Genomic DNA, 23,480 nt, shown 5'->3' with positions numbered 1-23,480 from the left:
AATCTCCGAAAAAGTAGCGATCAGCGCCCGCGCCGGGCCAGACCGAAAGTGAACATCAGGGCCGAGACCAGTACCGCGCCCTTGAGGAAATCCTGTGCGTAGTAAGGCGCGTTGAGCATGGTCAGGCCGTTGAGCAGGGTCGCCACCAGCACCGCGCCGACCAGGGTGCCGAAGGCGTTGGGCTTCTGCGCACCGAGTACGGCGAAGCCGATCAGCGCGGCGCCGAGGGCATCGAGCACCAGCCCGTTGCCGGAGCTGACGTCGCCGCGTCCGAGGCGCGCCGCCAGCAGCAATCCGCCCAGCGAAGCCAGCAGCGCCGAGAGCACATAGGCGAGCAGCTTGTAGCGTTCCACCGCCGCACCGGCGAGGCGCGCGGCCTGTTCGTTGCCACCGATGGCGTAGAACAGGCGCCCCGGCCGCGTGCGTTCGAGGAACAGCCAGACCAGCAGCGCGCAGCCGAGCATGATCACCACCGGCACCGGCACGCGGTCCCATAGCTGGGCGCGGCCGAGGGCGAGGAAACCGCTGGCGAAGGCGCCCGGCGCCTCATCGCCATTGGGCAGGGTCATGCCGACGGCGATGGAACGGCCGCCGGTGGGGATCAGTTGCACGCCGACCACCAGGAACATGCTGCCGAGGGTGGCGAGGATGTCCGGCACGCGCATGCGCACGATCAACCAGCCGTTGAGCAGACCGACCAGGGTGCCGAGGCCAAGGCTGATGAGGATCGCTGCGAGCGGCCCCCAGTCCAGCACCACCATCACGTAGCTGGCCGTCATCAGGCTCAACGCGGCGACCGCGCCGATGGACAGGTCCAGCCCGCCCACGGCCATGCTCAGGGTCACACCCAGGGCGAGCAGCGCGACGATGGACACCGACTGCAGCACCAGGAACAGGTTGCCGACCCGCAGGAAGGCCGGCTCCAGCAGTGCGAACACCAGCACCAGCAGGGCCAGCAGCAGGAGCAGCGCGTAGTGGATCAGGAAATCGAGCACGCGGGCGACGGGTGTGGTCGCTCCGCTGCCCACGGCAGTTCTAGACACGCACGGCTCCTTGGCGCGAAGGCATTGAGGGGGTGAGATGGGCAACGATCTCGCTGCGCTGCAGGTTCTGCCGAGGCAATTCGGCGACCACCGCGCCGTCACGCACGACCAGGATGCGGTCGGCGATTTCCAGGGCCTCGTCCGGGTCGCTACAGATCACCAGCGTCGCGCGGCCTGTGGCACTGACGCGGATGCGCTGGCCGATGTCGCGGCGGGCGCGCACGTCGACGCCCTGGAAGGGCTCGTCGAGAATCAGCACGCGCCCCCGCCCCAGCAGCCAACGGGCGAGGATGACCTTCTGCTGGTTGCCGCCGGAGAGCAGTTCCAGAGGAAATTCCTGGCCGGGGCCTTTGATGTCCAGCGCCTCGATCTGCGCTGCGACTCTGGCGCGCTCTGCATTGCGGTCGATGAAGCCGAAACGGGTGAAGCTGCGCAGGAACGGCAGCGTCATGCTGGCGCGCACCGAGAATCCCGGCACCCGCGAATTGCGCGCGCGGTCCTCGGCGGCAAAGAACACCCCGGCGGAAATCGCTTCGCGCGGAGTACGTGGAAGCCAGCCGCGGCCATCGAGGCGGATCGATCCGGCGTGGTGCCTGCGCAGGCCGAACAATGCTTCGGCGATCTCGCTCTTGCCGGCGCCGAGCAGGCCGGTCAGGGCAACCACTTCGCCTTCATGCAGGTCCAGGTCGAAGGCCGCACAGTGATTGTCGAGCTGCCAGTCGCGCAGGGAAAGCACGCTTTCGCCCCGCTCCGGCGGCTGCAGCTCGACCTCGCCCAGCGCGGCGCCGAGCATGGACTCGACGGCGGCAGCAAGGTCCAGCGGCGCTGCGAATTCGCCCACCAGGCGACCGTCGCGCAGCACCAGCGCACGGTCCGCGACGCGCTGCAGATCGGACAGCCGGTGCGAGATGTAGAGGATCGCCACGCCGCGCTCGCGCAGCCGGTCGATCAGGGCGAACAGGCGCTCGGCTTCGTGGGTCGAGAGCGATGCGGTGGGTTCGTCGAGGATCAGCAGACGCGGTTTCAGCGCCAGCGCACGGGACAGGATCACCAATTGCCGCTCGGCGGTACCGAGGGCTTCGATGGGCGCCTGCAGGGGCAAATCCAGCTCCAGTGCGGCGGCGATTGCAGCGGCACGCTGCAGGGCTTCGCGGGGACGGAACAGCCATGAGCCGGAGGCACCGCCGAGTTCGTCCAGCAGGAGATTTTCCGCAACGCTCAGGCCAGGCACCACGCCCTGCTCCACCTGCTGGTGCACCGCGACTATGCCGTGGCGACGGGCGTCGTGGGGCGAGGCGAAACGGACCGCTTCGCCATCGATCAGCAGCTGTCCGGCATCGTGTACATGGGAGCCGGCGAGGATCTTCACCAGCGTCGACTTGCCCGCACCATTGGCGCCGAGCAGGGCGAGCACTTCGCCCCGGCGGATGTCCAGGTTCAGGTCGTCCAGCACCCGATTGCCCGCAAACGCCTTGCTCAGGTTCCGAAGGCGGAAAAACACGGTGGAATCGGGTTGGCCGGACATCGGGATCTCGCTGCGACACACAAGAGCGAGAGCACCGTTTCAGAGCTTCGCCGTGGGAATTCCCGGCGATTCCTTTATATCCAAATAGTTCGTATCAACATATTTATAATATTATTTATGCATATGCTAAAAACCATCTGCTCGACATGACATTGCACCGCCTCTCCAGCACCAGCCACTCAATCATGCTGCAGATGACTCGGGGCTATACGGCAGGTGGAGCATCGATGGCCAGTGTGATCGCCTGTTCGAAGGCCAGGACGCCACCACTCGCTCCGCGACGGACCGGTGCAGCGGGGCATCAGCGTGGGGTGGACTCCGGGCATTCATGACTTCCCGCCAACCGCCGCAATTCGCTCACATCGGCGAACCACTCGTGGGATTGAAGCGCGTGGAATGCTTCATATGTCCCGTATCCCCACGCAACCGCGCCAAACGCGATACCGGCCGCTGATGCGGCCTCCCCATCCGTCGGCTGGTCACCTATGTAGATGACCTCCTCTCGCTCCACGCCGAGCTTGCGCATGACCCGGCGCAAGCGCGACGCCTTGCCGAAAATGGAGACGCCACACTCGAACGCACGGATATGTGGACAGCTGGCGCCCAGAATGTGCGTGACATTCTCTCTGGAGTTGGAAGAGACCACCGCGAGAATCACGCCCTTCTCATCAAGATGGCGCAGGGTATCGGCAATGTCCTCGAAAAGCCGGATCGAGCTTCGATGCGCCTTCATCAGGCTCATGAAGGTTCGCGCCACCAGCGGCAGCTTCCAGCGCGGCATGCCGATATGGGACATGATCTCCCGGGCCCCTTGCTTGCGCAAAGCGTCCAGCTCGTCCGGATGAATCCGGCTGAACGCATGCTTGTCAGCAACCTGGTTGAACACCGAGACAAAGAACGGAAAGGAATCCGCGAGCGTGCCGTCAAAGTCGAAAATGGCGAGTCGGTATGACATATGAAGGTTCCTCCCTGGAGTGCTGGCAGCCGTATCCAGATGGCTGCTGCGGGTGCTGGGTGATCACCTCACCGATTAGCGGCGGCATTATCCCCGCTTCGCCATCGGCCCGCCATGAACCGCAAACACCTGCACCTCGACCAGATACCCCTCCCCCAGGTCCGCGCCCACACACGCGCGAACCGGCTTCGGATAGCCCTGCAGCCAGGCGTCGTAGACCTCGTTGACCTGATCGAAGTGGCCGTAATCGGCTATCCAGATCTGTACCCGGGTCAGCCGGTCCTTGCCGATACCGGCCTCGGCCATCAACGCATCAATGGTCGCCAGTACCTGCCGCAGCTGCCCCTGCACATCCTCGCGGGTATCGTCCGCCGCCACCCCGGCGGTTTCGAACATGGCCCCGTAGCTGACCGCCAGGGACATCCTGTTACCCGACGCATAACGCGTGATCATCGATCATTTCCCTCCTTCGAAGCGGAATCGAAAAAAGCACCGGGCGGCGCGGCGAGCGGACCCACCCGGTGAAACTGACGGCCGTGAAGGGTCGTCTCCCGAAACCTCAACCGAGCTGGTTGATGCACACCACCTTGGGCTGGGTCATGTCCTCGTAGGCGAAGCGCACGCCTTCGCGCCCCAGGCTGCCGTACTTGGAGCCGCCGAAGGGCATGGCGTCGAAGCGGTAGTCCGAGGAGTCGTTGATCATTACCCCGCCGGCCTCGATACGCCGTGCAAGGCTCAGCGCCAAGGAAAGATCGCGGGTGAACAGACCGGCGTGAAGGCTGTACTCCGGCGCATTGGCGAGCGAAATCGCCTGCTCGATATCCTCGAACGGCGCCAGCATCACCACCGGCGCAAACACTTCCTCGCGCCACAGCTGGCTGGCGTGGTTCACCTTCTCCAGCACCGTGGGCGCGTAGGCGGCCCCCTGCCGCTGGTGGCCACAGAGCAGGCGAGCGCCCTCGCCCAGCGCCTGGTTCACCAGATGCTCGGCCCGGCGGGCGGCGGCTTCGGTGATCATCGGCCCCATGTCGGTCTCGCGCCGCCCCGGATCGCCCAGCACCATGGCGCGGGTCAGCTCGACGAAACGCTCGCGGAAGGCCGCATAGATCGACGCATCGACCAGGATCCGCTGGGTCCCGATGCAGTTCTGCCCGGCCGCCCAGAAGGCGCCGGAAACGCAGGACTCCACGGTGGCCTCGAGGTCGCAGTCCTCCAGCACCAGCACCGGGGCGTTGCCGCCCAGGTCCATGGCGAGCTTCTTCAGGCCGGCGCCACGGGCGATCTGTTCACCCGTGGCGAAGCCGCCGGTGAAGGAGATCATGCGCACCTCGCGCACGGCGACCAGGGCCTTGCCCAGCTCGGCTCCGCCGGTCGCCACGGTCACCACGGACTCGGGAAGGCCAGCCTCGACCAGGTACTGCACCAGCTTGAGCGCGGACAGCGGCGCCAGCTCCGACGGCTTGAGGATCACCGCGTTGCCGCCGGCAATCGCCGGCCCCAGCTTGTGGGCCACCAGGTTCAGCGGATCGTTGTACGGCGTGATGGCCAGGATCAGCCCCAGCGGCTCACGGGTGAACCAGCCCTGGCGCGACTCCGAGCCCTCGTAGGCATCGAAGGGCACCACCTCGCCGGCGTTGCGACGGGCTTCCTCGGCGGAGAGCTTCAGCGTGTTGATGCAGCGCTTCACCTCCTTCTCCGCCTGGCGCAGGGTCTTTCCTGCCTCATCGACAATCAGCCCGGCGAAATCCGCCGCGTCCCGCTCGATGAGCTGGGCGGCGCGTTCGAGGATGCCAGCACGGCGGTGGCGAGCCAGTGCCGCGCTGTCACGCACGCCTTTCCGGGCGAGTGCGAGCAGGCCGGGGACGTCATGGGCGCCCAGGTTCGGCACGCTGCCGATCAGGCTGCCGTCGAAGGGACTGAACACGTCGATCTGGGTGGCCTCCGGGGTGGAGACCAGGGACACGGAAGTCAGGCTCATGGGCTTCGATCCTCAGGCCTGGCGGCCGGCCGTGTGGAGGGCGACGATATCCGACAGCAGGGCGAAGGCGGTCTCGATGCGGCCGGCGCCGGGGCCGGAGACGGTTACCGCGCCCAGCAGTTCGGTGTCGAAGGCAACGGCGTTGGTGGCGCCGGAGATGCCCACCAGGGGGTGCCAGGCCGGCAGCAGGCGTGCTTCCACGCTGGCACTCACCGCGCCATCGGCTTCGCGGCGGGCGGAGCCGATCAGCTTCCAGCGCGCGCCGGATTCGCGAACCCGCTCGATATCGGCGGAGCTGATGCCGCTGATGCCGCTGCAGGCGACATCGCTGACCTGCAGGTGCGCGCCAAGCAGCTCGTTGGCGAGGATCACCACCTTCAGGCGCACGTCATGCCCTTCCACGTCGGCGGTCGGGTCCGCCTCGGCGTAGCCGAGTTCCTGTGCCTTGGCCACCGCGTCGGCGAAACCGAGCCCTTCTTCCATGCGGGTGAGTACGTAGTTCGAGGTGCCGTTGAGGATGCCTTCGAAACCCTGGACGCCGGAGCCCGCCAGGGTCTGCCGCGCCAGGCGCAGCACCGGCGTGCCGCTCATCACCGAGCCTTCGTACTCGAACGCTACGCCATTGGCCTTGGCCAGGCGCTTGAGTTCCTCGCCATGCAGCGCGATCGGCCCCTTGTTGGTGGTGACCACGTGCTTGCCCGCCTCCAGCGCCCAACGGCAGAAGGTTGCCGCCGGCTCGCCGTCCTTCGGATTGGTGAAGGTGGCTTCGGCGATGATGTCGGCACCGGACTGCTTGATGACCGACTCGTTGAAGGCTTGCGCGGTACCTTCCGGCATCTGCGCGAAGGCGCCCTTGACGGCCGGCAGCGCGGCGAGGCTGGCGGCATCCAGGCCATTGCGGTCGATCACCGAGCCGAGGAAGAGATCGGTGACGCCGACGATCTTCAGGCTGAAACCCAGCTCCTGCTGCCAGCGTGCGTTGCGCTCGGCGATCAGTTGGGCCAGGGCGCGGTTAACACCGCCGAAACCTACGAGGGCGATCTTGTATTCGGTCATGGTTTGCCTTCCTTCTCAGGCGGTTGTTCGATGTCGATCAGCCTAAGAGCCGGGCCATGCCAGTTGAATATGGCAATCCGCTGTATTTATTGGGCAATCTGACCAGTGCCGGACCGACACGATGACGCGGGCGCAGAATGAAAAACGCCGCCCGGACGAAGGTCCGGGCGGCGTTGGTTTTCCAGCGAGAGACAGCCGGGTCAGATCACGGTCGACAGCACGAACGAGGTCACCGTGTTCTCGACACCCGGCATCGCCGCGATCTCCCGCCAGACGTGGTGCACCCGTTCCGGGCTGGCGGCCTCGACGCGCAGCATCAGGTCAAACTCGCCGCTGAGCACTTCGCACTGCACGATCTCCGGGATCGTCCGCAGCGCGGCCAAAACCTCCTCGCCGCGCATGCGGTCGTAGCGATAGACGAAGATCACCGCATTGATCAGCGACGAGGGACGGCGCCCCTCGCCCACCCGCAAGGTGTAGCCCTGGATGGCGCCATCCCGCTCCAGGCGTTCGATGCGCTGGCGCACCGCGTTGCGCGACAGGTTGACCTTGAGGCCCAGCTCCGCATGGGCGATGCGCGCGTTGGCGGTGAGTTCGGCGAGGATGCGCTCGTCCAGGGGATCGAGGATGCGTTTCATCGGCCGGCCCGCATCTGCGTCAGTACCTCGTGCAGTCCCGCCAGGTCATCGTGCGCCAGCACAGGTCCACGGGCCTCTTCGCCTGCGGGCGACGGCACGGCTCCGTGCCAGGCGCCCAGTTCCGCCAGCAGCGCCGCCGACTTCTCCGGGGCGAATTGCCCCAGGGTCACGATGGGCGCGCCGATATTGCGCCGGTGCAGTCGTCCGGCGTAGGCGCCCGTCGCGGTATGGGGGTCCACCGCGCTGCCGGTCTCGTGGAACAGCGTGACGATCTCGTCGCGGATCAGCCCGTCGTCCACGGCGTAGGAGTCGAACAGCATGCGCGCCTGCAACCACTGGCGGTTGCCGATGCTCAGTTCGCCGCAGTCGTCGAAGTGCTCCATCAGCGTCCGCGTCGCTTCACCGTCGCGCTCGTACAGCTCCCAGACGAAGCGTTCGAGGTTGGAGAACAGCGAGAAGTCCATGGCCGGCGACAGGGTGCGGCTGGCCGAACCCCGGCTGTAGCGGTTGCAATGGATGAACCGGTGCAGGGCATCGTTGCGGTTGGTGGAGACGATGATCTGGTTGATCGGCAGGCCCATCTTCTGCGCGATGAACCCGGCGTAGATCTCGGCGAAACTCGCCGCGGGAATACTGAAGCCCACTGGGCGGATACCGCCTCCCAGCTGCAGGGCCGCATGGAAATAGAAGACGATCTGCGCCAGCACGCCGATCCAGTTGGTCGAGTTGAAGCTGATCGGAATCAGCTCGGGACAAGGCCATTCGCGCAGCAACCGCGACACCAGCGACTGGCAATCGTCGAAGCTGCCCTCCACGGCAACGCTGCGCACGCTGCCCGAGTCCGCGCTGCGCAGCACCGCCGCGCGGTCCGCCGGCGTCCCGGCCAGCGGATAGAGCGCCAGCAGGCGCGCCGTCGGGCAGTGCCCCAGGGCGTCGATGGCCGCCACGGCGGTATCGCCGTTGCTGGCCCCGACCAGCACCGCCCGCTCGCAATCCCGGCCCAGGAAGTGCCTGATCAACCGGGCCTGCAATTGCGCGGCGAAGTCCTTGGAGGAACGGGTCGGGCCGTGGAACAGCTGCAGGACCCACTCGTTGTGGCCGATCTGCTGCAGCGGCGCGATGGCGCGATGGCGAAAGCCCCGGTAGCTGTCGCTGACCAGCGCCCGCAGGCTCGGCTCGTCGAGCGTGTCGCCGACGAAGGGCGCGATCACCCGCCAGGCCAACTCGTCGAACGGCAGCCAGGACCAGCCGGCGATCTCCTGCGGACTGAACTGCGGCAGCGACGCCGGCACGTAGAGCCCGCCGTCCGCGGCGAGCCCGGAAAGCAGCGCCGTGCGAAAGTCCACGCTTGTCTCGGTGCCGCGGGTGCTTGTGTACTGCATCGTCACTCCAGGTTGGTATTCAGGTTTGGCGGTGCACCATGGTCACCAGCCAGTTGGCGAAGGCCTGGGCATCCGGCGACAGCGCCTGCCCCAGGCCACGCACCAGGTAAAACGATTCGCTGGCCTCGATGCGCTGGGCGAACGGTGCCACCAGGCGGCCTTCCCGCAGCAGGTCCTCGGCCAGCGACGAGCGCGCCAGGGCAACGCCCAGCCCCAGCTCCGCCATGCGCAGGGTGGAGACCAGGGTGTCGAACTGCATGCCGCTGGAATAATCGACGTCGTCCGCGCCGGCCCGCTTCAGCCAGTAGCCCCAGCCTTCCTCGTAGCCCAGCACATGGAGCAGCGGCAGCTGGGCCAGGTCGCGCGGCTCGCGCAGAGGCCGGTCGGCAATCAGCGCCGGCGAGCAGACCGGCACCAGCAGGTCCCAGGTCAACCGCTGCGCCTCGACGCCGGGCCACTGCCCGCTGCCCCAGCGAATCTCCAGGTCGTCCTCGGCATCGAGTTCCTTGACCCACAGGTTGCTGATGTAGCGGATATCCACCTGCGGGTGCGCGCGGCGGAATTCGGCCAGCCGGGGCGCCAGCCAGAAGTGCAGGAACGAGAGACTGCCCCGCACCTTCAAGGGCCGGCGCTGGCGCTGACCGAAGATCTCGTTGGTACCCACCGCCAGCCGGCTGATGGCGTCCTGCACCACCGGCAAGTAGGACTGGCCCTCCTCCGTCAGCCCCAGCCCCCGGGGCAGGCGCTTGAACAGCGCCACCCCGAGCTGGCTCTCCAGCTGGCGGATCTGCTGGCTCACGGCACCCTGCGTGAGGTGCAGCTCCTCCGCCGCGTGGGTGAAGTTCAGGTAACGCGCCGAAACTTCGAAGGCTCGAAGCCAGTTCAGGGGGGGCAAGGCTTTCTGGCTCAACGGCGACTCCTCATGACAACTGTGCAAGCCGCCTAGTATCGCGCTGCTCAGGCAACCTCGGAACCACGCCCCACGACATCCAGCGACATCTGGCGACGCTCCCGGCCCTTGCGGGTCAGCCAGAACACGAAGTAGCACCAGGCGATGAAGGGCAAGCCGAAGTACAGGGCCACGCGCTGGGCCGGGTCGAAGGCGATGCCGACGCAGGACAGCACGCAGCAGAACAGCGCAGCCAGCGGGACGAAGGGATAGCCGCGTACGCGGAACTTCAGGTCCTCGACCTTGCCGCCGTTGGCCACGTAGTGGCGGCGGAAGGCGATCTGGCTCGCGGCGATGCTCATCCACACCACCACCACGGCCAGCCCGGAAATGGACACCAGGGCGAGGTAGATGGTGTCCGGCGCGAAGACGCTGCTCAACAGCGAGGCCATGCCGCCGGCCATGCTCAATACGATGGCGTTGAACGGCGTGCCCCGGCGCGACAGCGACGCGTAGCTGCGCGGCATGTTGCCCTGGTCGCTGAGCGTCCAGAGCATCCGCGCGGCAGCGTAGAGCCCGGAGTTGGCGGCGGACAGCAGCGCGGTGATGATGACGAAGTTCATGATGTCCGCGGCGTAGGGAATGCCGATCATCTCGAAGACCATCACGAACGGGCTTTCGATGACGCCGGCCTGCTCACGCGGCAACAGGGTCGCCAGCACGAAGATGGTGCCGATGAAGAACAGTGCCAGGCGCAGCACCGTGGTGCGGATGGCCTTGGGCACGTTCTTCTCCGGATCGCGGGTCTCGCCGGCGGCGATGCCGATCAGCTCGGTCCCGGAGAAGGCGAAGGACACCGCCAGCAGGGTCATGGCGATCGACCAGAAGCCCGTCGGGAACAGCCCCTCGCGGGTGAAGTTGCCCAGCCCGATGCTGTGCGCCTGCTTGATCTCGAAGCCGCCGAGAATGGCGCCGCCACCCACCACCAGGAAGGCGATCACCGCCAGCACCTTGACCAGCGACAGCCAGAATTCGGTCTCGGCGAAGGTCCGCACGGAAACGATGTTGCTGATGAACACGGCCGCCCCGAACAGCGCACTCCAGATCCACACCGGCGTGTCCGGGAACCAACGCACCATGAGCATACCGGCGGCGGTGAACTCCGAACCGATGGCCACCGTCCAGGTCAGCCAGTACATCCAGGCCACCGTGTAACCGGTGCCCGGCCCCAGGTAGCGGGTAGCGTAACTGCTGAAGGAACCGACCTCCGGCATCTGCACGGCCAGTTCGCCCAGGCACATCATGACCAGGTAGACCATGATCGCGCCGATGATGTAGGCGATCACCGCCCCCAGCGGGCCAGCCTGGTTGACGGTGTAGCCCGAGGTCAGGAACAGGCCGGTACCGATGACGCCGCCAAGCGCCAGCATGACGATATGGCGGGTCTGCATATCCTGTTTGAAGGAATGCGCCGGAGCATTTTTGCTTGTTGTTGTCTGCGCGGACATTGTTGGACTCTCATGCAAGTTGGCGGGCAAGGACGTTGCTACGACCTCGTCTGGGCAGAGCGAATCGGATTGCCTTGCGTCTTGTTGTTGTGCGACTTCATGAAGTGGCACGCGCGCAATGGCGCGTGCCACGCGGCAGGTTTCAGGCCTGCAGTTCTATCGCCCGGGCGGCGTTGCCGCTGCCATCCGGGCTGCCGTCCATGGCCAGATCCCGGCGAACCTCGGCGCACGCCCGTGCGAGGTCCGCCAGCAGATCGTCGGTGTCTTCGATACCCACGGAGATGCGCACCAGTCCTTCGGAGATGCCCAGGGCCAGGCGCTCCTCCAGGGTGTTCTCGACGTGGCTGGTGGTGCGCGCGGGACCGTAGATGGTTTCCACGGCACCCAGGTTGCCTGCCCGGTGGGCGTACTTCAGGCGTGGTAGCAGGCGTGCCACGGTGTCCATGCCGCCCTTGAGCACGAAGCTGACGATGGCGCCGAAGCCGCGCATCTGCGAACGGGCAATGGCGTGGCCGGGATGCTGCGGCAAACCGGGGTAGTTCACCGCCTCCACCAGCGGTTCGGCGCACAGGTACTCGGCCAGTGCCTGCGCGCTGGCCTGCTGCTGACGCAGCCTGACGGCCAGGGTCTTGATGCCGCGGATGATCAGGTAGGCAGAAAACGGGTCCAGTGCCGCTCCGTTGATTTCCCGGTAGTGGCGTACCTGCGCCAGCAGCGACTCCGCCCCGCAGACCACGCCGCCCAGGACGTCACCGTGCCCGGAGAGGAACTTGGTCGCGCTGTGTACCACCACGTCGACACCCAGCGCCAGCGGATTCTGGTTCAGCGGGGTGGCGAAGGTGTTGTCGGCCACCACGAGGGCGCCGACCTGCTTGGCCGCGGCGACCAGGCGGCGGATGTCGAGCACCTTGAGCGTCGGATTGGTGGGGGTTTCCAGATAGAGCAGATCGCAGCCGGCGGCGATCTCGCGCTCGATGGCTTCGGTATCCAGGGTGTCGCACAGGCAGACGTCCACGCCCATGCGCGGCAGGAATTCCTCGAAGATCTTGTTGGTGCCGCCGTAGCTGTCGCGGGTCGAGACCACGCGCTTGCCGCTGGACAGGAAGGTATGCAGCACCGCGCTGATGGCGGCCATCCCGCTGCTGAAGGCGACCGCCGACTCCGACTGTTCCAGCTCGCACAGTTTGGCTTCCAGCGTGGCGACGGTCGGGTTGCTCATGCGGCTGTAGATATAGCCGGGCAGTTTACCGAGGGCGACGTCGTACCAGGCGTCGATGTCCTGGTAGCCATAGGCGGCGCTCACCACGATCGGGGTCTGAGTCGCATTGTACGGATGCTGGACCTGTTCGCCGCTCCAGACCACCCGGGTGCCGATTCCGGCACCGCTGCTGCACTCGTTATCTACATTCTTGTTCATGTCCAGTTCCCGCACGTCTGAGTTGACTACACCGATCCGGGATCGGTCTGCGGGGACTATAGGGACGCGCTCCGCTTCTGAAAAACGATGGAATCCGGGCCTGAGAGGCGTTTTTTTTAATGGCTCCGGGCGAACATCCGGAGTCGGACAAGCCTTGTGCGACCTTGCCCTCCACAGGCAGTACCAGCGTCCTGTTCAGGCTCGAAGCAAGCGACTGGGCCGGGCACTGGCCCTGTTGCGCTTTTCCGACTGCGGCCGAAAGTGTTATTGATGCTTTCCGATCATCAATCCGCGTCCGATCAGATGAGCATCAACTTCGATCTAGACGATCTTCAAGCGTTCCGGGCCATTGTTGAAAACGGCAGTTTTCGCAAGGCCGCCGAGGCGGTGAAGATCACCCAGCCGGCGCTCAGCCGTCGCATCGAGAAGCTGGAATCCGCCTTGAACGTGCGGCTGTTCGACAGGACGACCCGAAAGGTCAGCCTGACGGCGGTGGGCCGCGCCTTCGTACCGGAAGTCGAGCGGGTGCTCGACCAGCTGGACAATGCGCTGATGAGCATTGCGGATGTCGCCTCCAGCAGGATGGAGCGCGTCACCCTCGCGTGCGTGCCATCGGCTGCCTACTACTTCATGCCCAATGTCATCAGCGAATTCCATCGCCTGTATCCACGCATCAAGATCATGGTGGTGGACTCCAGCGCACATGAGGTGAATGTTGCCGTCGCCAGCGGCGAAGCGGACTTTGGCGTCACCTTCAGCGGAAACCTGAGCCCGGAAGTGAGCTTCGACCTGCTGCTCGAAGAGCGCTACGTGATGGCCTGCCGACGCGATCATCCCCTGGCGAATCGACACGCGGTGACCTGGTCCGAAATGTATGAGCATGACTACATCTCGCTGGACAAGACATCGGGCAACCGCCTCATCCTGAGTCAGGCCTTGAAGCGCCTGTCCCCAGCCAGACACAGCATCTGCGAAACGCGACATGTCACCACCGCGATAGGGCTGGTGGAAGCCGGCCTGGGTGTGGCGGCCGTGCCCTCCATCGCCATGCCTCGCACCAGCCACCCCATACTCAAGGCGGTTCCCCTGGAGGAGCCTGCGGTCGTACGCAACGTCGGTCTGATCAAGCGCCGCGGACGCACGCTGACGCCCGCTGCGCTGGAGCTTGAACGGCTGGTCCGGAATACGCCGGTGAAATCACCTGGGGACTGAGTCCAGACCCGTGGATTGCACGACGGGTTGCGCAGCCGCGGACGACAGGTAGGACAACAGCGCCTTCGCCTGCTGCGGGTGTTTCGCATTGCGGGGTACGCCGGCGGAGTAGCGGGTGACCGATTGCAGGCTTTCAGGAATCTTGCCGACGAAGGTCACCCCGGGGACGGGCAGCAGCTCGGCGACCTGCTGGAATCCGACTTCGTATTGGCCCGAGGCAACGACCGAAGCGACCGGAATCCGCTCGATCATCTTCGCTTTGGGGCCAACCTGCTGCTCCAGCCCAAGCTTCCTGAACAATGTGTTCTTGATGTAGACCCCGCTGGCGCTGTCCGAATACGCAATCGACCCGGCATCCAGCAGGCTTTTCCTGAACGCCTCTTCCGTATCGATCCGGGGCTTGGGCGCCCCCTGCCGGACCACCATGCCGATGCGCGAATCGGCCAGTTCCACCTTGGAAGCCGGATCCACCACGCCCTGCTTGATGAGCTCGTCCAATGCGTAGCCGACCATGATCACCACATCGGCATTTTCCCCTCTCGCCAGACGGTTGGGGATCGCTTCACGGGCCTTGCCCATGGACGGACCGAGAATGGTCTGGATGGTGTCGCCGCTGTCCTGCGCATACTTCGGGCTCAGCCGCTGGAAGGCCGCGGTGAACCCGCCGGAGGTCATGACATCCAGCTCTTGCGCATGTGCGGCAGTGCCAAACGTACAAAGACCAATGGTCAATACGGCAAGGTGCTTTGCCAGTGCTTTCATTCAGGACGTTCCTCGATCAGACAGGAATGGGGGTACGCGAAGCGCTTCTGCGGTAGAGCACCAGGGTCGAGCACAGCGCACAGATGGCGGCGAAGGTCATCCAGTAGCCAGGGGCGCCTTTATCGCCGCTCAGATGGATCAACCAGGTGGAAATGGCGGGCGTGAACCCGCCAAACACGGCGGTCGCCAGGCTGTATGCCAGCGAGAAACCAGCGACCCGGACTTCCACGGGCATGATTTCGGTGAGCGCCGGAATCATCGCCCCGTTGTAGAGGCCGTAGATGAACGACAGCCAGAGCAGCACCTGCAGCATGTGGCCGAAGCTCGGAGCCTGGGCCAGGAACGACAGCGCAGGATAGGCCGTGAAAATGGCCAGCAGGGTCATGGCGATGAGCACGGGTTTGCGGCCGAAGCGATCGCTCAGGTGCCCGCCGATGGGCAGCCAGACAAAGTTCGAGATCCCGACCAGCAGCGTGACGAGCAAGGCATCGGTTGTACTCAGGTTGAGTACCGTTTTGCCGAATGTCGGCGCGTACACAGTGATCAGATAGAACGCCGTGGTGGTCATTGCCACCATCAGCAGACCCGCCAGGACGACGCGCCAGTTCTCACCCAGAGTGGCAAATACCTGCTTCATGCTTGGGCGCTGGGAACGACGGGCAAACTCCTCGGTTTCCTCGAGGCTGCGACGAAGCACGAAGATGAACGGGACGATCAGGCAGCCGACGGCAAAGGGAATTCTCCAGCCCCAATCCGCGATCATCGCCGGCGGCATCGCTTGGTTGAGCCCATAACCCAAGGCTGCGGCAACGACGATTGCCACTTGCTGGCTGGCGGATTGCCAACTGGTATAGAAGCCCTTCCGCCCGGCAGTGGCCATCTCCGCCAGGTAAACCGAAACGCCCCCCAGTTCAGCGCCCGCTGAAAAACCCTGGAGCAGTCGCCCGACGAGCACGAGCAAGGGCGCCCATAAGCCGATGCTGGAATAGCCCGGCACCAGAACGATCAGCAAGGTGCCACTGGCCATGATCGCAAGGGTGACGATCAGCCCCTTCCGGCGGCCGACGTCATCAATGTAAGCCCCGAGAATCACCGCCCCCAGCGGACGCATCAGAAAGCCTGCGCCAAACACCGCGAAGGTCATCATCAGCGAAGCAAATTCACTCGAAGCGGGGAAGAAAACGGCAGCTATCTGCGTGGCGTAAAAGCCGAAGAGAAAGAAGTCGAACTGCTCAAGAAAGTTGCCCGAGGTGACACGAAACACGGCACCCGCCTTGGATCGTGTGGAAGACGGGCCCTGTTTGAGGGAGGCATGCATAGGTAGTTTCTCCAGCGATCTTATTTAGGCTTGTTGGCGCTTTGGGTCACTGGATTCTGCTTGACACAATTTGAAACGATAAGTGCTATGTTTGCATCCATTGATGCATGGAATTTATCAATCTGTCTTTTTCCAGGTATCAGGCAATCGATCCGATGCCGTCCTTGGAAACCGCTTTCGGCACGGACAAGCGGGCAAATCCAGGGCGCCTGACAGGGGCTTGAATCCGCATCCGTTTTTGGTAAATTTTTCCTGCCCTGTGGTTTGGAGAGCAGCAGCCACGGGGCACAAGGCCGTATCGATGGGGTACGGCCTTTCTTGCTTCCGAGTGCTCTGAAGTCTCTCTGCGGAGGTCATCATGAACACCGCCCCCCTCCCCTCGCTTGTCTGCCGCATAAACCAGAACATCAATGCCACCAGCGCCGCCATCCGGGAGCTTGCAGCCTGGGCAGAGGCCAGCGGGTCATCCGAGACCTCAGAAGCCGTCCGGCGCCATCTGATGGTCCTGGAGGCCAACTCCCAACCCATCAGCGAAGCGTTGGCAGAACTGATCGCACGGCAAGCCGGAAAATAAGGCTCGACGCCCGTATCGGAGCGGCTACTCGACGAAGTGGCCGCTGTCAGCTCACGCGCCCGAGAGTGGACGCTGATAGCAGCCTCTCAACAGCGCCGGGAATCGTCCAGAGTCGACCACCGCGGATCAAGCTGGATAGGCAGGCGTTGTCAGGGCACGACTGACACCACTGAAAAAAGCCCAGGTGCAATTCATACCCGGACGCCGGTTCGCCTCAGATGAAGCGATCCAGGTGAATCCCGCAGCCAAGTACCACCTACTGCCAGGCTCCACGCAGGAGGAATCACGGGCCTGCGAAGCAGGATCGCCTCATCGCAAAATCTGTACATTTATAAAATTATGTACAACTATTATGTGAACAGACGATGAGCGAGTCCCGATGCGCCTGTCACTTCTCCCTCGTGCCGTTGGCCTGAGCATGTCGCTGTGTTGCGGCTTCTGGAGCGCGCCTGGATGCGCGGATTGGCAGCAGGACCTGCCGGGCGCCGTGCAGATCGGCCAAGGGCAGTTCACCTGGTACGGCGTTTCGGTCTACCAGGCGAGCCTCTGGAGCACGGCCAGGCCGGCCGGATGGGAACACTCCTTCGCGCTGGAACTGGCCTATCGACGAGCACTCTCGCGGGACACGCTAGTGCAAAGCAGCATCGATGAAATGCGCCGCCTGGGTACCCATGACGAGGGCTTGCTGACCCGCTGGGCCGGCGAAATGCGCAAGGCCTTCGTCGATGTGCGCGCCGGGCAGAGGATCACCGGTATCTACCTGCCTGGACAAGGCTGCCGGTTCTACGTCGACGGAAGGTTTCGGTACGCAGTGACGGATAACGCATTCGCCCGGGCGTTCTTTTCGATCTGGCTGGACCGACGTACACGCAATCCCGAACTGCGCCGGGAGTTGCTGGGCTCGAACGGAGTGGACGAACCATGAAGCTGAACTTCCGCTGGCTCCTGCTTTCGTGCTGCCTCCTGCTGGGCAGTTGCGGCAACGTCGGGATCGAGAGATATGACGCGCAGCGCCCTGCGCTGGACCTGCCGGCATTCTTCTCCGGCCCGGTGCTGGCCTGGGGCATTTTCCAGAAGCCGTCGGGCGAAGTCGTCAAGCGTTTCAAGGTGGATATCACCAGCCGCCGCGAGGGCGAGCGGCTGATCCTCGACGAGCGCTTCCTGTATAGCGATGGCACCCGCCAGCAGCGGGTCTGGACCTTGACGCCGGAAGGACAGGGGCGCTGGCGTGGGCGCGCCGCCGATGTCGTCGGCGAGGCGTCCGGGCAGGTCGCCGGCAATGCCTTGCGCTGGCGCTATCGCCTGAACCTGGACGTGGATGGCCGGACCTGGGAAGTGAGCTTCGACGACTGGATGTACCTCATGGACGAAGACACGCTGATCAATCGCTCGAGCATGAGCAAGTTGGGCTTCGAGCTTGGCCAGGTGACGCTGTTCTTCCGCCGTCGGGCCGGCGCACCGGGGAGCCTCGAATGACGCTGCAGGAACTCCATGAGGCCGCGTCGGCCGGCCTGATCGACGGCCTTGAAGTCGTCTCCCTGGAAGGCGGCTTCTACATCGTCCAGGTGCGCCAGGCCAACGGCCTGAAACTGCTCTGCGACGAGAGCGGGCAGGTGCTGCATCTGCGCTCCACCCGCCAGGCCCGTACCCTGCTGGCCGCGCTTGGGCCGCTACCCTGCGAGCTGATCCAGCACTGCGCCCATGACGAGATGGGCGCCGTCCGTGAAGCGAGCGTGCAGCCCCTGCGCATCCCGCTCTCCCTGGAGCCCTCGCCGTGACACTCAAGGTTCGGCGGTTGGGGCTGCTGCTGGGCGACCAGCTCAGCTTCGATCTGTCGCTGTTCGATGCCCTGGATCCGGCCCTGGACGCGATCCTCATGGCGGAGGTGAATGAGGAGGCACGCTACGTGCCCCATCACCCGCAGAAGATCGTGATCATCTTCAGCGCCATGCGCCACTTCGCCCAGGCATTGCGGGAACGCGGCTGGCGAGTGATCTACACCCAGCTGGACGATGCCGACAACAGCGGCAGCATCGCCGGCGAAGTGCTTCGCTGGCACGCCGCCCTGGGTGAACCGGCCGTGCATTTCACCGAATGCGGCGAGTGGCGCCTGGAGCAGGCGCTGCGCCGGTGCGGGGTGCCGCTAGCCTGGCACGAAGATCGCCGCTTTCTCTGCTCCCGGGCCGAATTCGCCCGCTGGGCGGGCAATCGCCGGTCGCTGCGCATGGAGCACTTCTACCATGAGATGCGCCGGCGCACCGGCCTGCTGATGGCGCCCGATGGCCATCCCGTGGGCGGAAGCTGGAACCTCGACGCCGACAACCGCAAGCCACTCCCCCGCGGCATGGCGGGGCCGTTCGCGGCGCGCTTCGGCCTGGACGCCATTACCCGCGAAGTGATGACACTAGTAGCCGAACGGTTCAGCAGCCATTACGGTCGCCTCGACCGCTTCGACTATCCGGTAACGCACGGGCAGGCCCGGGAACTCTGGCAGCACTTCCTGGCGTTCGCCCTGCCAGCGTTCGGCGACTATCAGGACGCCATGGCCGAGGGCGAGCCCTACCTCTTCCATGCGCGCATCAGCGCCGCGCTGAACATCGGTCTGCTCGACGTTCGCCAACTGGCGGCGGACGTCGAGGACGCCTATCGCCAGGGGCTGGCCCCGCTCAACGCGGCGGAGGGCTTCATCCGCCAGCTGATCGGCTGGCGCGAATACGTCCGTGGCATCTACTGGCTGCGCATGCCGGATTATGCGCAGCTCAACGGCTTCGGCAATCGCCGGCCGCTGCCCGAATTCTACTGGAGCGGCAAAACGGACATGCGCTGCATGGCCCAGGCGATCGGCCAGACCCTGGAGCTGGGTTACGCACACCACATCCAGCGGCTGATGGTCACCGGCAACTTCGCCCTGCTGGCGGGCATCGCGCCGGCGGCCATCTGCGACTGGTACCTGGCGGTCTACCTGGACGCCTTCGACTGGGTCGAGCTGCCCAACACGCTGGGCATGGTGATGCACGCCGACGGGGGCTACCTCGGGTCGAAACCCTACTGCGCAAGCGGCCGCTACATCCAGCGGATGTCCGATCACTGTGGCGCCTGCCGCTACCGAGTGGACCATGCCACGGAAGACGACGCCTGCCCATTCAACGCGCTCTACTGGCACTTCCTCATGCGCCACCGCGACCAGCTCGGCCGCAACCCTCGCCTGGCCATGCCCTACCGGAACCTGCAGCGCATGGGCGAAGAACGCTGCCTCGCCCTCTGGCAACGCGGCGAGGCGCTGCTGGGACGCCTGGACGCGGGGTTGCCGCTATGAAGAAAGCCCACCTGCCGGAAAAGACCTGCGCGGTCTGCGGCCGCCCCTTCATCTGGCGGCGACGCTGGGCAAGATGCTGGAATGAAGTCCGTTATTGTTCCGAGCGCTGCCGGCGTTCACCCGCGAAGCGCCAGCTTCAGCATCAAGGGTAACCAGGCGGCCCAGACCAGCGCCAATACCCCGGCTGTGGCGCCGGCGCCCCAGGGCAGGCCGACGCCGGTCAGCGCTGCGCCGCCGCAGTAGGCCAGCGGCCCACCCGCTGCACCCAACAGGCTTCCCCGCCATGTTGGGGTCGCGGCCCAAGCGAGGCAGTGCCGTAGGCCGCTGGCGAACACCAACCAGAGCAAGGCCAGCCATGCCGGCAGGATTTCGCCGTGAAAATCGAACAGGCCAAGCACACCCAACAGCACATCCAGCACACAGCCCGCCGCGCCAACACTGAGAATTGCCTGGCACTCCCCTGCCCTTTGCCGACACAGCCAGAGATGCACGATCAGGCCGGCCGCCACCGCCACAAGCCAGGCAATGTATTGCGCACCCAGCACGCATCCCCACCACCCCAGCTGCAGCCACAGCGCATTGCCAATCAGCCAACCGCGGCGGGACATCAGGCTTCCAGGTGATCCACCAGGACCGCCTTGCGTGCGGCCGGCCCGGCCCAGAGCAGGTGCGCCACGCCGATGGCGCGCTCCTCGAAGCCACCCTGGCAGTAGCACAGGTAGAACTCCCACAGGCGCTGAAAGTGCTCGTCATAACCGAGCTCCAGCAGCTCTGCGCGCGACTGGCGCAAGTTCTCGCGCCAATGCCGCAGCGTGCGGGCATAGTCGGTGGCGAAGTCTTCGAGCTGCACGAGGTTGAGACGCGTGTGGCGGGTGGCGGTCTGCAACAGTACGGTGATCGATGGCAGCGCGCCGCCGGGGAAGATGTAGCGCTGGATGAAGTCGACCGAGCGACAGGCCTGCTCGTAGCGCTGGTCGCGAATGGTGATGGCCTGCAGCAGCATCAGTCCGTCGTCCTTGAGCAGCGCCGCGCAGCAACGGAAGTACTCGGGCAGATAGCGATGGCCGACGGCCTCGATCATTTCGATGGAGACCAGCTTGTCGAAGCGCCCGCGCAGGTCGCGATAGTCCTCAAGCAGCAGCGTGACGCGGCCCTCCAGACCACAATCACGGATGCGTCGCTCGGCACAGGCGTACTGTTCGCGGGAGAGCGTCGTCGTCGTCACGCGACAGCCATAATGCGTTGCCGCGTAGAGCGCCAGGCTGCCCCAACCGGTGCCTATTTCCAGCAGGTGGTCCTCCGGCCGCAGGTCCAGCTTGCGGCAGATGACATCGAGCTTCTGCAGTTGTGCCTGTTCGAGGCTCTGCTCGGGGCTTGAGAAGATCGCCGAGGAGTACATCAAGGTAGGATCGAGCAGGCGCTCGAACAGGTCGTTGCCCAGATCGTAATGGGCCATGATGTTGCGCTGCGAACCGCGCCGGCTGTTTCGGTTCAGCCAGTGCAACAGTTTGAGCGCCGGGCGCCCCAGCCTGGCCAGCCCGCCCTCCAGCGCATCGAGCGCGTCCAGGTTGGCAACGAACAGGCGGGTCACCGCCGCCAGGTCCGGGCTGCTCCAGTAGCCCTGGATGTAGGCCTCGCCCGCGCCGATCGAACCGTTGCAGGCGACCATGCCCCACACCGCCTCGTCCCGCACCTCGATCACCGCGCGCAACGGGCTGAGCCGGTCACCGAAAACCATCACGCTTTCCCCCTGACGCACCTGCAACCAGCCCTGGCGCAACAGCCGCAGCCGCCCCACGACGGCCTGGCGCAGCAGGCTTCCCGCCAGCGGGGCTGCAGCCCCGGTCTTACTGGCGCTCAGGGTGGGTTCGGTCATGGTCGGACTCCTTCTGTGCGATGTGCCCGACACTCAGGTGATCGTCGCTTGCCTGGTGGTCGTGCAGGGGAATGCGTTTGAGCAGCAGGCGCAGGGCCTGCCAGTAGATGGCGGTGGCGGTGCGCAGGCTCATCCAGGGGAACGCCAGCAGATGGCGGCGTAGCGCAGGAGCGTCCAGCGTCTGCCGCTGCAGGTCGAGGCTGGCCTGGAATATCAACTGCTCCTCACGCCAGTTCTCCATGTGCACGTGCAGGCGCGACTCCTCGATCAGGAAACGCATGCGGTATTGCATGTGCCGGGGCAGGAAGGGAGAAACGTGAAACGCTTTCGCCACTGCGAACTCCCGCAATGCGCCAGGCGTCACCGGAAACACATAGTGAAAGCGCTCCCGCCAGGGCGTGTTGCGCACCTCGCAAAGAATGGCGGCCAGGCGGCCATCGGCGTCATGGCAGAAATAAAAGCTGACCGGGTTGAACCACAGCCCCCAACTGCGCAGTTGGGTCAGCAGTTCGATTCGCCCCGCGGGCGCCTCGCCCAGGGCCTCACGCAGCAGGCGACGTACCGCCTCCACCAGCGGCAGCCCCTGGCGCGTCCATGCCGGCAGATAGTCGCGCTCAACCCAGCTCAGCGGCGCGAACCGGGTAGCGCGCAGCAGTGGCGAAAGCTGCAGCAACTGCTGCTGTTCCGCAAGGTCCAGCAGGACCATGCCGACCGGATAGCGAAAGGCATGCAGCCGCGGCAGCAGCCGCCGATGGCTGACCCAGCCACGGCAGAGGCTGCTGTTCACAGCCGCTCTCCGAAGTGATCGGCCACTTCCAATGCGCTGACCACGCCGTCCTCGTGGAAGCCGTTGCCCCAGTAGGCACCGCAGAAGTAGCTGTGTTGACGCCCCTGCAACTCGGCGCGGCGGAGCTGTGCCGCCACGCCCGCCAGACTGAACTGGGGATGTGCATAGTCGAAGCGCGCCAGCACCTTGGCGGGATCGATCTGCTCACTCTGGTTGAGACTGACGCAGAAGGTCACCGGCGCCTCGATGCCCTGCAGAATGTTCATGTTGTAGGTCAACGCGGCCGGCGCCTGCGTCGGTCCGCCGAGCCGGTAGTTCCAGCTCGCCCATGCACGACTTCGTCCGGGTAGCAGGCGCGTGTCGGTGTGCAGGACGACCTCGTTGCTGGCGTAAGTCAGCGCGCCGAGGACCTCTCGCTCCTGCGGCGCAGGGGAATCCAGCAGGCCCAGGGCCTGGTCGCTGTGACAGGCGAATACCACCTTGTCGAAGCGTTCGCAGCCGGCGGCACTGAGCACCTCCACGCCCTGCCAGTCCCGCCTGACCCGTCGCACCGGGCAAGACAACCGTATGCCCTGGCGAAAACTCGCGCTCAGGGGGGCCACGTAGCTCCGTGAACCACCCGCCACCACCCGCCACTGAGGCCGATCGCTGACGGAAAGCAGACCGTGATTGGCGAAGAAGCGCAGGAAGAACTGCAGCGGGAAATCCAGCATGCGCTCCCGCGGCATCGACCAGATGGCTGCGCCCATGGGTACGATGTAATGGTCGATGAAGCGAGCGCCGTAGCCACCGGCGCGCAGATAGCGGCCCAGCGTCAAGGATGCCGGAATGCGCTGCTGGGCCAGATCCTCGAGGGCCGTACGATTGAATCGCAGGATGTCCCGCAGCATTCCCCAGAAGCCCGGAGACAGCAGATTGCGCCGCTGGGCGAACAGCGTGTTCAGGTCATGGCCGTTGTACTCCAGCCCGCTGGCCGGATCGTGCACCGAGAAGCTCATCTGCGTAGGCCGCGAGGCGACGCCCAGGTGCTCCATCAGCTGAATGAAACGCGGATAGGTCCAGTCGTTGTAGACAATGAACCCGGTGTCCACGGCGTAGCGCCGCCCCTGCCAGTCGACGTCGACGGTATGGGTATGCCCGCCGATCCAGTCGGAGGCCTCGAAGACGGTCACCTCATGCCGACGGGCCAGCAGGTAGGCACAGGTCAGCCCGGAGATGCCGCTGCCGATGATCGCGATGCGCAT

24 protein-coding genes are annotated in these 23,480 nt (G+C 65.2%); 7 read left to right on the top strand and 17 right to left on the bottom strand.

Translation table 11 applies throughout. The annotated features are described in order from the left end of the window. Window positions 1–20: 20 nt before the first annotated feature. From ACQ5BL_RS06610 to ACQ5BL_RS06560, 11 genes are all read right to left on the bottom strand, one after another. A complete protein-coding gene (locus tag ACQ5BL_RS06610) occupies window positions 21–1,043 on the bottom strand; it encodes an ABC transporter permease (RefSeq protein ID WP_243807712.1) in 1,023 nt (340 codons plus the stop codon). Next, entirely contained in the window at window positions 1,036–2,568 is a 1,533-nt protein-coding gene (locus tag ACQ5BL_RS06605; RefSeq protein WP_243807713.1) for a sugar ABC transporter ATP-binding protein, read from the bottom strand. Before ACQ5BL_RS06605 ends, ACQ5BL_RS06610 begins: the two co-directional genes overlap by 8 nt. A 301-nt stretch (window positions 2,569–2,869) precedes the next feature. Further along, window positions 2,870–3,523 (bottom strand): HAD hydrolase-like protein, encoded by a 654-nt coding sequence (locus ACQ5BL_RS06600; protein WP_243807714.1) that lies wholly within the window; start codon window positions 3,521–3,523, stop codon window positions 2,870–2,872. Between the two features lie 87 nt (window positions 3,524–3,610). After that, window positions 3,611–3,976 carry a RidA family protein gene (locus ACQ5BL_RS06595; RefSeq protein ID WP_243807715.1) on the bottom strand — a complete coding sequence of 122 codons (366 nt, stop codon included), beginning with the start codon at window positions 3,974–3,976 and terminating at the stop codon, window positions 3,611–3,613. Between the two features lie 106 nt (window positions 3,977–4,082). Continuing rightward, the gene (locus tag ACQ5BL_RS06590) at window positions 4,083–5,501 is read right to left on the bottom strand and encodes an aldehyde dehydrogenase family protein (protein WP_207886661.1); all 1,419 of its coding nucleotides are present in this window, start codon (window positions 5,499–5,501) and stop codon (window positions 4,083–4,085) included. A gap of 12 nt (window positions 5,502–5,513) precedes the next feature. Further along, complete coding sequence (locus tag ACQ5BL_RS06585) at window positions 5,514–6,557, bottom strand: homoserine dehydrogenase (RefSeq protein WP_243807716.1); 1,044 nt, start codon at window positions 6,555–6,557, stop codon at window positions 5,514–5,516. 200 nt (window positions 6,558–6,757) lie between these two features. Then, complete coding sequence (locus ACQ5BL_RS06580) at window positions 6,758–7,195, bottom strand: Lrp/AsnC family transcriptional regulator (protein WP_207886659.1); 438 nt, start codon at window positions 7,193–7,195, stop codon at window positions 6,758–6,760. Next, window positions 7,192–8,577, bottom strand: a complete 1,386-nt coding sequence (locus tag ACQ5BL_RS06575) for a threonine synthase (protein WP_430292864.1) — start codon at window positions 8,575–8,577, stop codon at window positions 7,192–7,194. The genes ACQ5BL_RS06580 and ACQ5BL_RS06575 overlap by 4 nt, the downstream gene beginning before the upstream one ends. Before the next feature lie 19 nt (window positions 8,578–8,596). Further along, window positions 8,597–9,487, bottom strand: a complete 891-nt coding sequence (locus ACQ5BL_RS06570; protein ID WP_207886657.1) for a LysR substrate-binding domain-containing protein — start codon at window positions 9,485–9,487, stop codon at window positions 8,597–8,599. A gap of 47 nt (window positions 9,488–9,534) precedes the next feature. Further along, window positions 9,535–10,974, bottom strand: coding sequence for an amino acid permease (locus ACQ5BL_RS06565; RefSeq protein WP_347881022.1), 1,440 nt, complete (start codon window positions 10,972–10,974; stop codon window positions 9,535–9,537). Window positions 10,975–11,116: 142 nt separating this feature from the next. Further along, the gene (locus ACQ5BL_RS06560) at window positions 11,117–12,391 is read right to left on the bottom strand and encodes a cystathionine gamma-synthase family protein (protein ID WP_243807721.1); all 1,275 of its coding nucleotides are present in this window, start codon (window positions 12,389–12,391) and stop codon (window positions 11,117–11,119) included. Between the two features lie 303 nt (window positions 12,392–12,694). Here ACQ5BL_RS06560 and ACQ5BL_RS06555 point away from each other — a divergent pair, with 303 nt between their 5' ends. Next, entirely contained in the window at window positions 12,695–13,603 is a 909-nt protein-coding gene (locus ACQ5BL_RS06555; protein ID WP_207886688.1) for a LysR family transcriptional regulator, read from the top strand. Here the strand turns inward: ACQ5BL_RS06555 and ACQ5BL_RS06550 are convergent. Both ACQ5BL_RS06550 and ACQ5BL_RS06545 read right to left on the bottom strand, forming a co-directional pair. Then, window positions 13,589–14,365 (bottom strand): substrate-binding domain-containing protein, encoded by a 777-nt coding sequence (locus tag ACQ5BL_RS06550; protein WP_243807724.1) that lies wholly within the window; start codon window positions 14,363–14,365, stop codon window positions 13,589–13,591. The genes ACQ5BL_RS06555 and ACQ5BL_RS06550 overlap by 15 nt on opposite strands. A gap of 16 nt (window positions 14,366–14,381) precedes the next feature. Next, window positions 14,382–15,683 carry an MFS transporter gene (locus tag ACQ5BL_RS06545; RefSeq protein WP_207886653.1) on the bottom strand — a complete coding sequence of 434 codons (1,302 nt, stop codon included), beginning with the start codon at window positions 15,681–15,683 and terminating at the stop codon, window positions 14,382–14,384. Window positions 15,684–16,041: 358 nt separating this feature from the next. Between ACQ5BL_RS06545 and ACQ5BL_RS06540 the strand changes: the two genes are divergently transcribed. From ACQ5BL_RS06540 to ACQ5BL_RS06515, 6 genes are all read left to right on the top strand, one after another. Next, window positions 16,042–16,257 (top strand): hypothetical protein, encoded by a 216-nt coding sequence (locus ACQ5BL_RS06540; RefSeq protein ID WP_243807725.1) that lies wholly within the window; start codon window positions 16,042–16,044, stop codon window positions 16,255–16,257. 379 nt (window positions 16,258–16,636) lie between these two features. Beyond that, window positions 16,637–17,182: a chalcone isomerase family protein gene (locus ACQ5BL_RS06535; protein ID WP_430292863.1), complete on the top strand. Its 546-nt coding sequence runs from the start codon at window positions 16,637–16,639 to the stop codon at window positions 17,180–17,182. Then, the gene (locus ACQ5BL_RS06530) at window positions 17,179–17,733 is read left to right on the top strand and encodes a DUF3833 domain-containing protein (RefSeq protein ID WP_243807726.1); all 555 of its coding nucleotides are present in this window, start codon (window positions 17,179–17,181) and stop codon (window positions 17,731–17,733) included. The genes ACQ5BL_RS06535 and ACQ5BL_RS06530 overlap by 4 nt, the downstream gene beginning before the upstream one ends. Beyond that, entirely contained in the window at window positions 17,730–18,035 is a 306-nt protein-coding gene (locus ACQ5BL_RS06525; RefSeq protein WP_243807727.1) for a DUF6482 family protein, read from the top strand. Before ACQ5BL_RS06530 ends, ACQ5BL_RS06525 begins: the two co-directional genes overlap by 4 nt. Further along, window positions 18,032–19,573, top strand: coding sequence for a cryptochrome/photolyase family protein (locus tag ACQ5BL_RS06520; protein WP_243807728.1), 1,542 nt, complete (start codon window positions 18,032–18,034; stop codon window positions 19,571–19,573). The genes ACQ5BL_RS06525 and ACQ5BL_RS06520 overlap by 4 nt, the downstream gene beginning before the upstream one ends. Beyond that, entirely contained in the window at window positions 19,570–19,725 is a 156-nt protein-coding gene (locus tag ACQ5BL_RS06515; protein ID WP_243807729.1) for a DUF2256 domain-containing protein, read from the top strand. Before ACQ5BL_RS06520 ends, ACQ5BL_RS06515 begins: the two co-directional genes overlap by 4 nt. Here the strand turns inward: ACQ5BL_RS06515 and ACQ5BL_RS06510 are convergent. Genes ACQ5BL_RS06510 through ACQ5BL_RS06495 form a run of 4 tightly spaced genes read right to left on the bottom strand, consistent with a single transcriptional unit; the run spans window position 19,690 to window position 23,480 of the window. Then, window positions 19,690–20,181 carry a DUF2878 domain-containing protein gene (locus ACQ5BL_RS06510; RefSeq protein ID WP_243807730.1) on the bottom strand — a complete coding sequence of 164 codons (492 nt, stop codon included), beginning with the start codon at window positions 20,179–20,181 and terminating at the stop codon, window positions 19,690–19,692. The two genes, ACQ5BL_RS06515 and ACQ5BL_RS06510, sit on opposite strands and share 36 nt — an antisense overlap. Further along, complete coding sequence (locus ACQ5BL_RS06505) at window positions 20,181–21,449, bottom strand: SAM-dependent methyltransferase (RefSeq protein ID WP_243807731.1); 1,269 nt, start codon at window positions 21,447–21,449, stop codon at window positions 20,181–20,183. The genes ACQ5BL_RS06510 and ACQ5BL_RS06505 overlap by 1 nt, the downstream gene beginning before the upstream one ends. After that, the gene (locus ACQ5BL_RS06500; RefSeq protein ID WP_243807732.1) at window positions 21,421–22,236 is read right to left on the bottom strand and encodes a DUF1365 domain-containing protein; all 816 of its coding nucleotides are present in this window, start codon (window positions 22,234–22,236) and stop codon (window positions 21,421–21,423) included. The genes ACQ5BL_RS06505 and ACQ5BL_RS06500 overlap by 29 nt, the downstream gene beginning before the upstream one ends. Beyond that, a complete protein-coding gene (locus ACQ5BL_RS06495; protein WP_243807733.1) occupies window positions 22,233–23,480 on the bottom strand; it encodes an NAD(P)/FAD-dependent oxidoreductase in 1,248 nt (415 codons plus the stop codon). Before ACQ5BL_RS06495 ends, ACQ5BL_RS06500 begins: the two co-directional genes overlap by 4 nt.

The sequence above is a fragment of the Pseudomonas sp. B1-22 genome (genome assembly GCF_050474425.1).
In the GTDB taxonomy this organism is placed as follows: Bacteria; Pseudomonadota; Gammaproteobacteria; order Pseudomonadales; family Pseudomonadaceae; genus Pseudomonas.
This window is presented reverse-complemented; position numbering and strand designations above follow the sequence as displayed.

Excerpts from the sequence above, each read along its gene's own strand:
- ACQ5BL_RS06605 (WP_243807713.1), bottom strand. The coding sequence starts at position 2,568 with ATGTCCGGCCAACCCGATTCCACCGTGTTTTTCCGCCTTCGGAACCTG.
- ACQ5BL_RS06600 (WP_243807714.1), bottom strand. The coding sequence starts at position 3,523 with ATGTCATACCGACTCGCCATTTTCGACTTTGACGGCACGCTCGCGGAT.
- ACQ5BL_RS06595 (WP_243807715.1), bottom strand. The coding sequence starts at position 3,976 with ATGATCACGCGTTATGCGTCGGGTAACAGGATGTCCCTGGCGGTCAGC.
- ACQ5BL_RS06590 (WP_207886661.1), bottom strand. The coding sequence starts at position 5,501 with ATGAGCCTGACTTCCGTGTCCCTGGTCTCCACCCCGGAGGCCACCCAG.
- ACQ5BL_RS06585 (WP_243807716.1), bottom strand. The coding sequence starts at position 6,557 with ATGACCGAATACAAGATCGCCCTCGTAGGTTTCGGCGGTGTTAACCGC.
- ACQ5BL_RS06580 (WP_207886659.1), bottom strand. The coding sequence starts at position 7,195 with ATGAAACGCATCCTCGATCCCCTGGACGAGCGCATCCTCGCCGAACTC.
- ACQ5BL_RS06575 (WP_430292864.1), bottom strand. The coding sequence starts at position 8,577 with ATGCAGTACACAAGCACCCGCGGCACCGAGACAAGCGTGGACTTTCGC.
- ACQ5BL_RS06565 (WP_347881022.1), bottom strand. The coding sequence starts at position 10,974 with ATGTCCGCGCAGACAACAACAAGCAAAAATGCTCCGGCGCATTCCTTC.
- ACQ5BL_RS06560 (WP_243807721.1), bottom strand. The coding sequence starts at position 12,391 with ATGAACAAGAATGTAGATAACGAGTGCAGCAGCGGTGCCGGAATCGGC.
- ACQ5BL_RS06555 (WP_207886688.1), top strand. The coding sequence starts at position 12,695 with ATGAGCATCAACTTCGATCTAGACGATCTTCAAGCGTTCCGGGCCATT.
- ACQ5BL_RS06550 (WP_243807724.1), bottom strand. The coding sequence starts at position 14,365 with ATGAAAGCACTGGCAAAGCACCTTGCCGTATTGACCATTGGTCTTTGT.
- ACQ5BL_RS06545 (WP_207886653.1), bottom strand. The coding sequence starts at position 15,683 with ATGCATGCCTCCCTCAAACAGGGCCCGTCTTCCACACGATCCAAGGCG.
- ACQ5BL_RS06540 (WP_243807725.1), top strand. The coding sequence starts at position 16,042 with ATGAACACCGCCCCCCTCCCCTCGCTTGTCTGCCGCATAAACCAGAAC.
- ACQ5BL_RS06535 (WP_430292863.1), top strand. The coding sequence starts at position 16,637 with ATGCGCCTGTCACTTCTCCCTCGTGCCGTTGGCCTGAGCATGTCGCTG.
- ACQ5BL_RS06530 (WP_243807726.1), top strand. The coding sequence starts at position 17,179 with ATGAAGCTGAACTTCCGCTGGCTCCTGCTTTCGTGCTGCCTCCTGCTG.
- ACQ5BL_RS06525 (WP_243807727.1), top strand. The coding sequence starts at position 17,730 with ATGACGCTGCAGGAACTCCATGAGGCCGCGTCGGCCGGCCTGATCGAC.
- ACQ5BL_RS06515 (WP_243807729.1), top strand. The coding sequence starts at position 19,570 with ATGAAGAAAGCCCACCTGCCGGAAAAGACCTGCGCGGTCTGCGGCCGC.
- ACQ5BL_RS06510 (WP_243807730.1), bottom strand. The coding sequence starts at position 20,181 with ATGTCCCGCCGCGGTTGGCTGATTGGCAATGCGCTGTGGCTGCAGCTG.
- ACQ5BL_RS06505 (WP_243807731.1), bottom strand. The coding sequence starts at position 21,449 with ATGACCGAACCCACCCTGAGCGCCAGTAAGACCGGGGCTGCAGCCCCG.
- ACQ5BL_RS06495 (WP_243807733.1), bottom strand. The coding sequence starts at position 23,480 with ATGCGCATCGCGATCATCGGCAGCGGCATCTCCGGGCTGACCTGTGCC.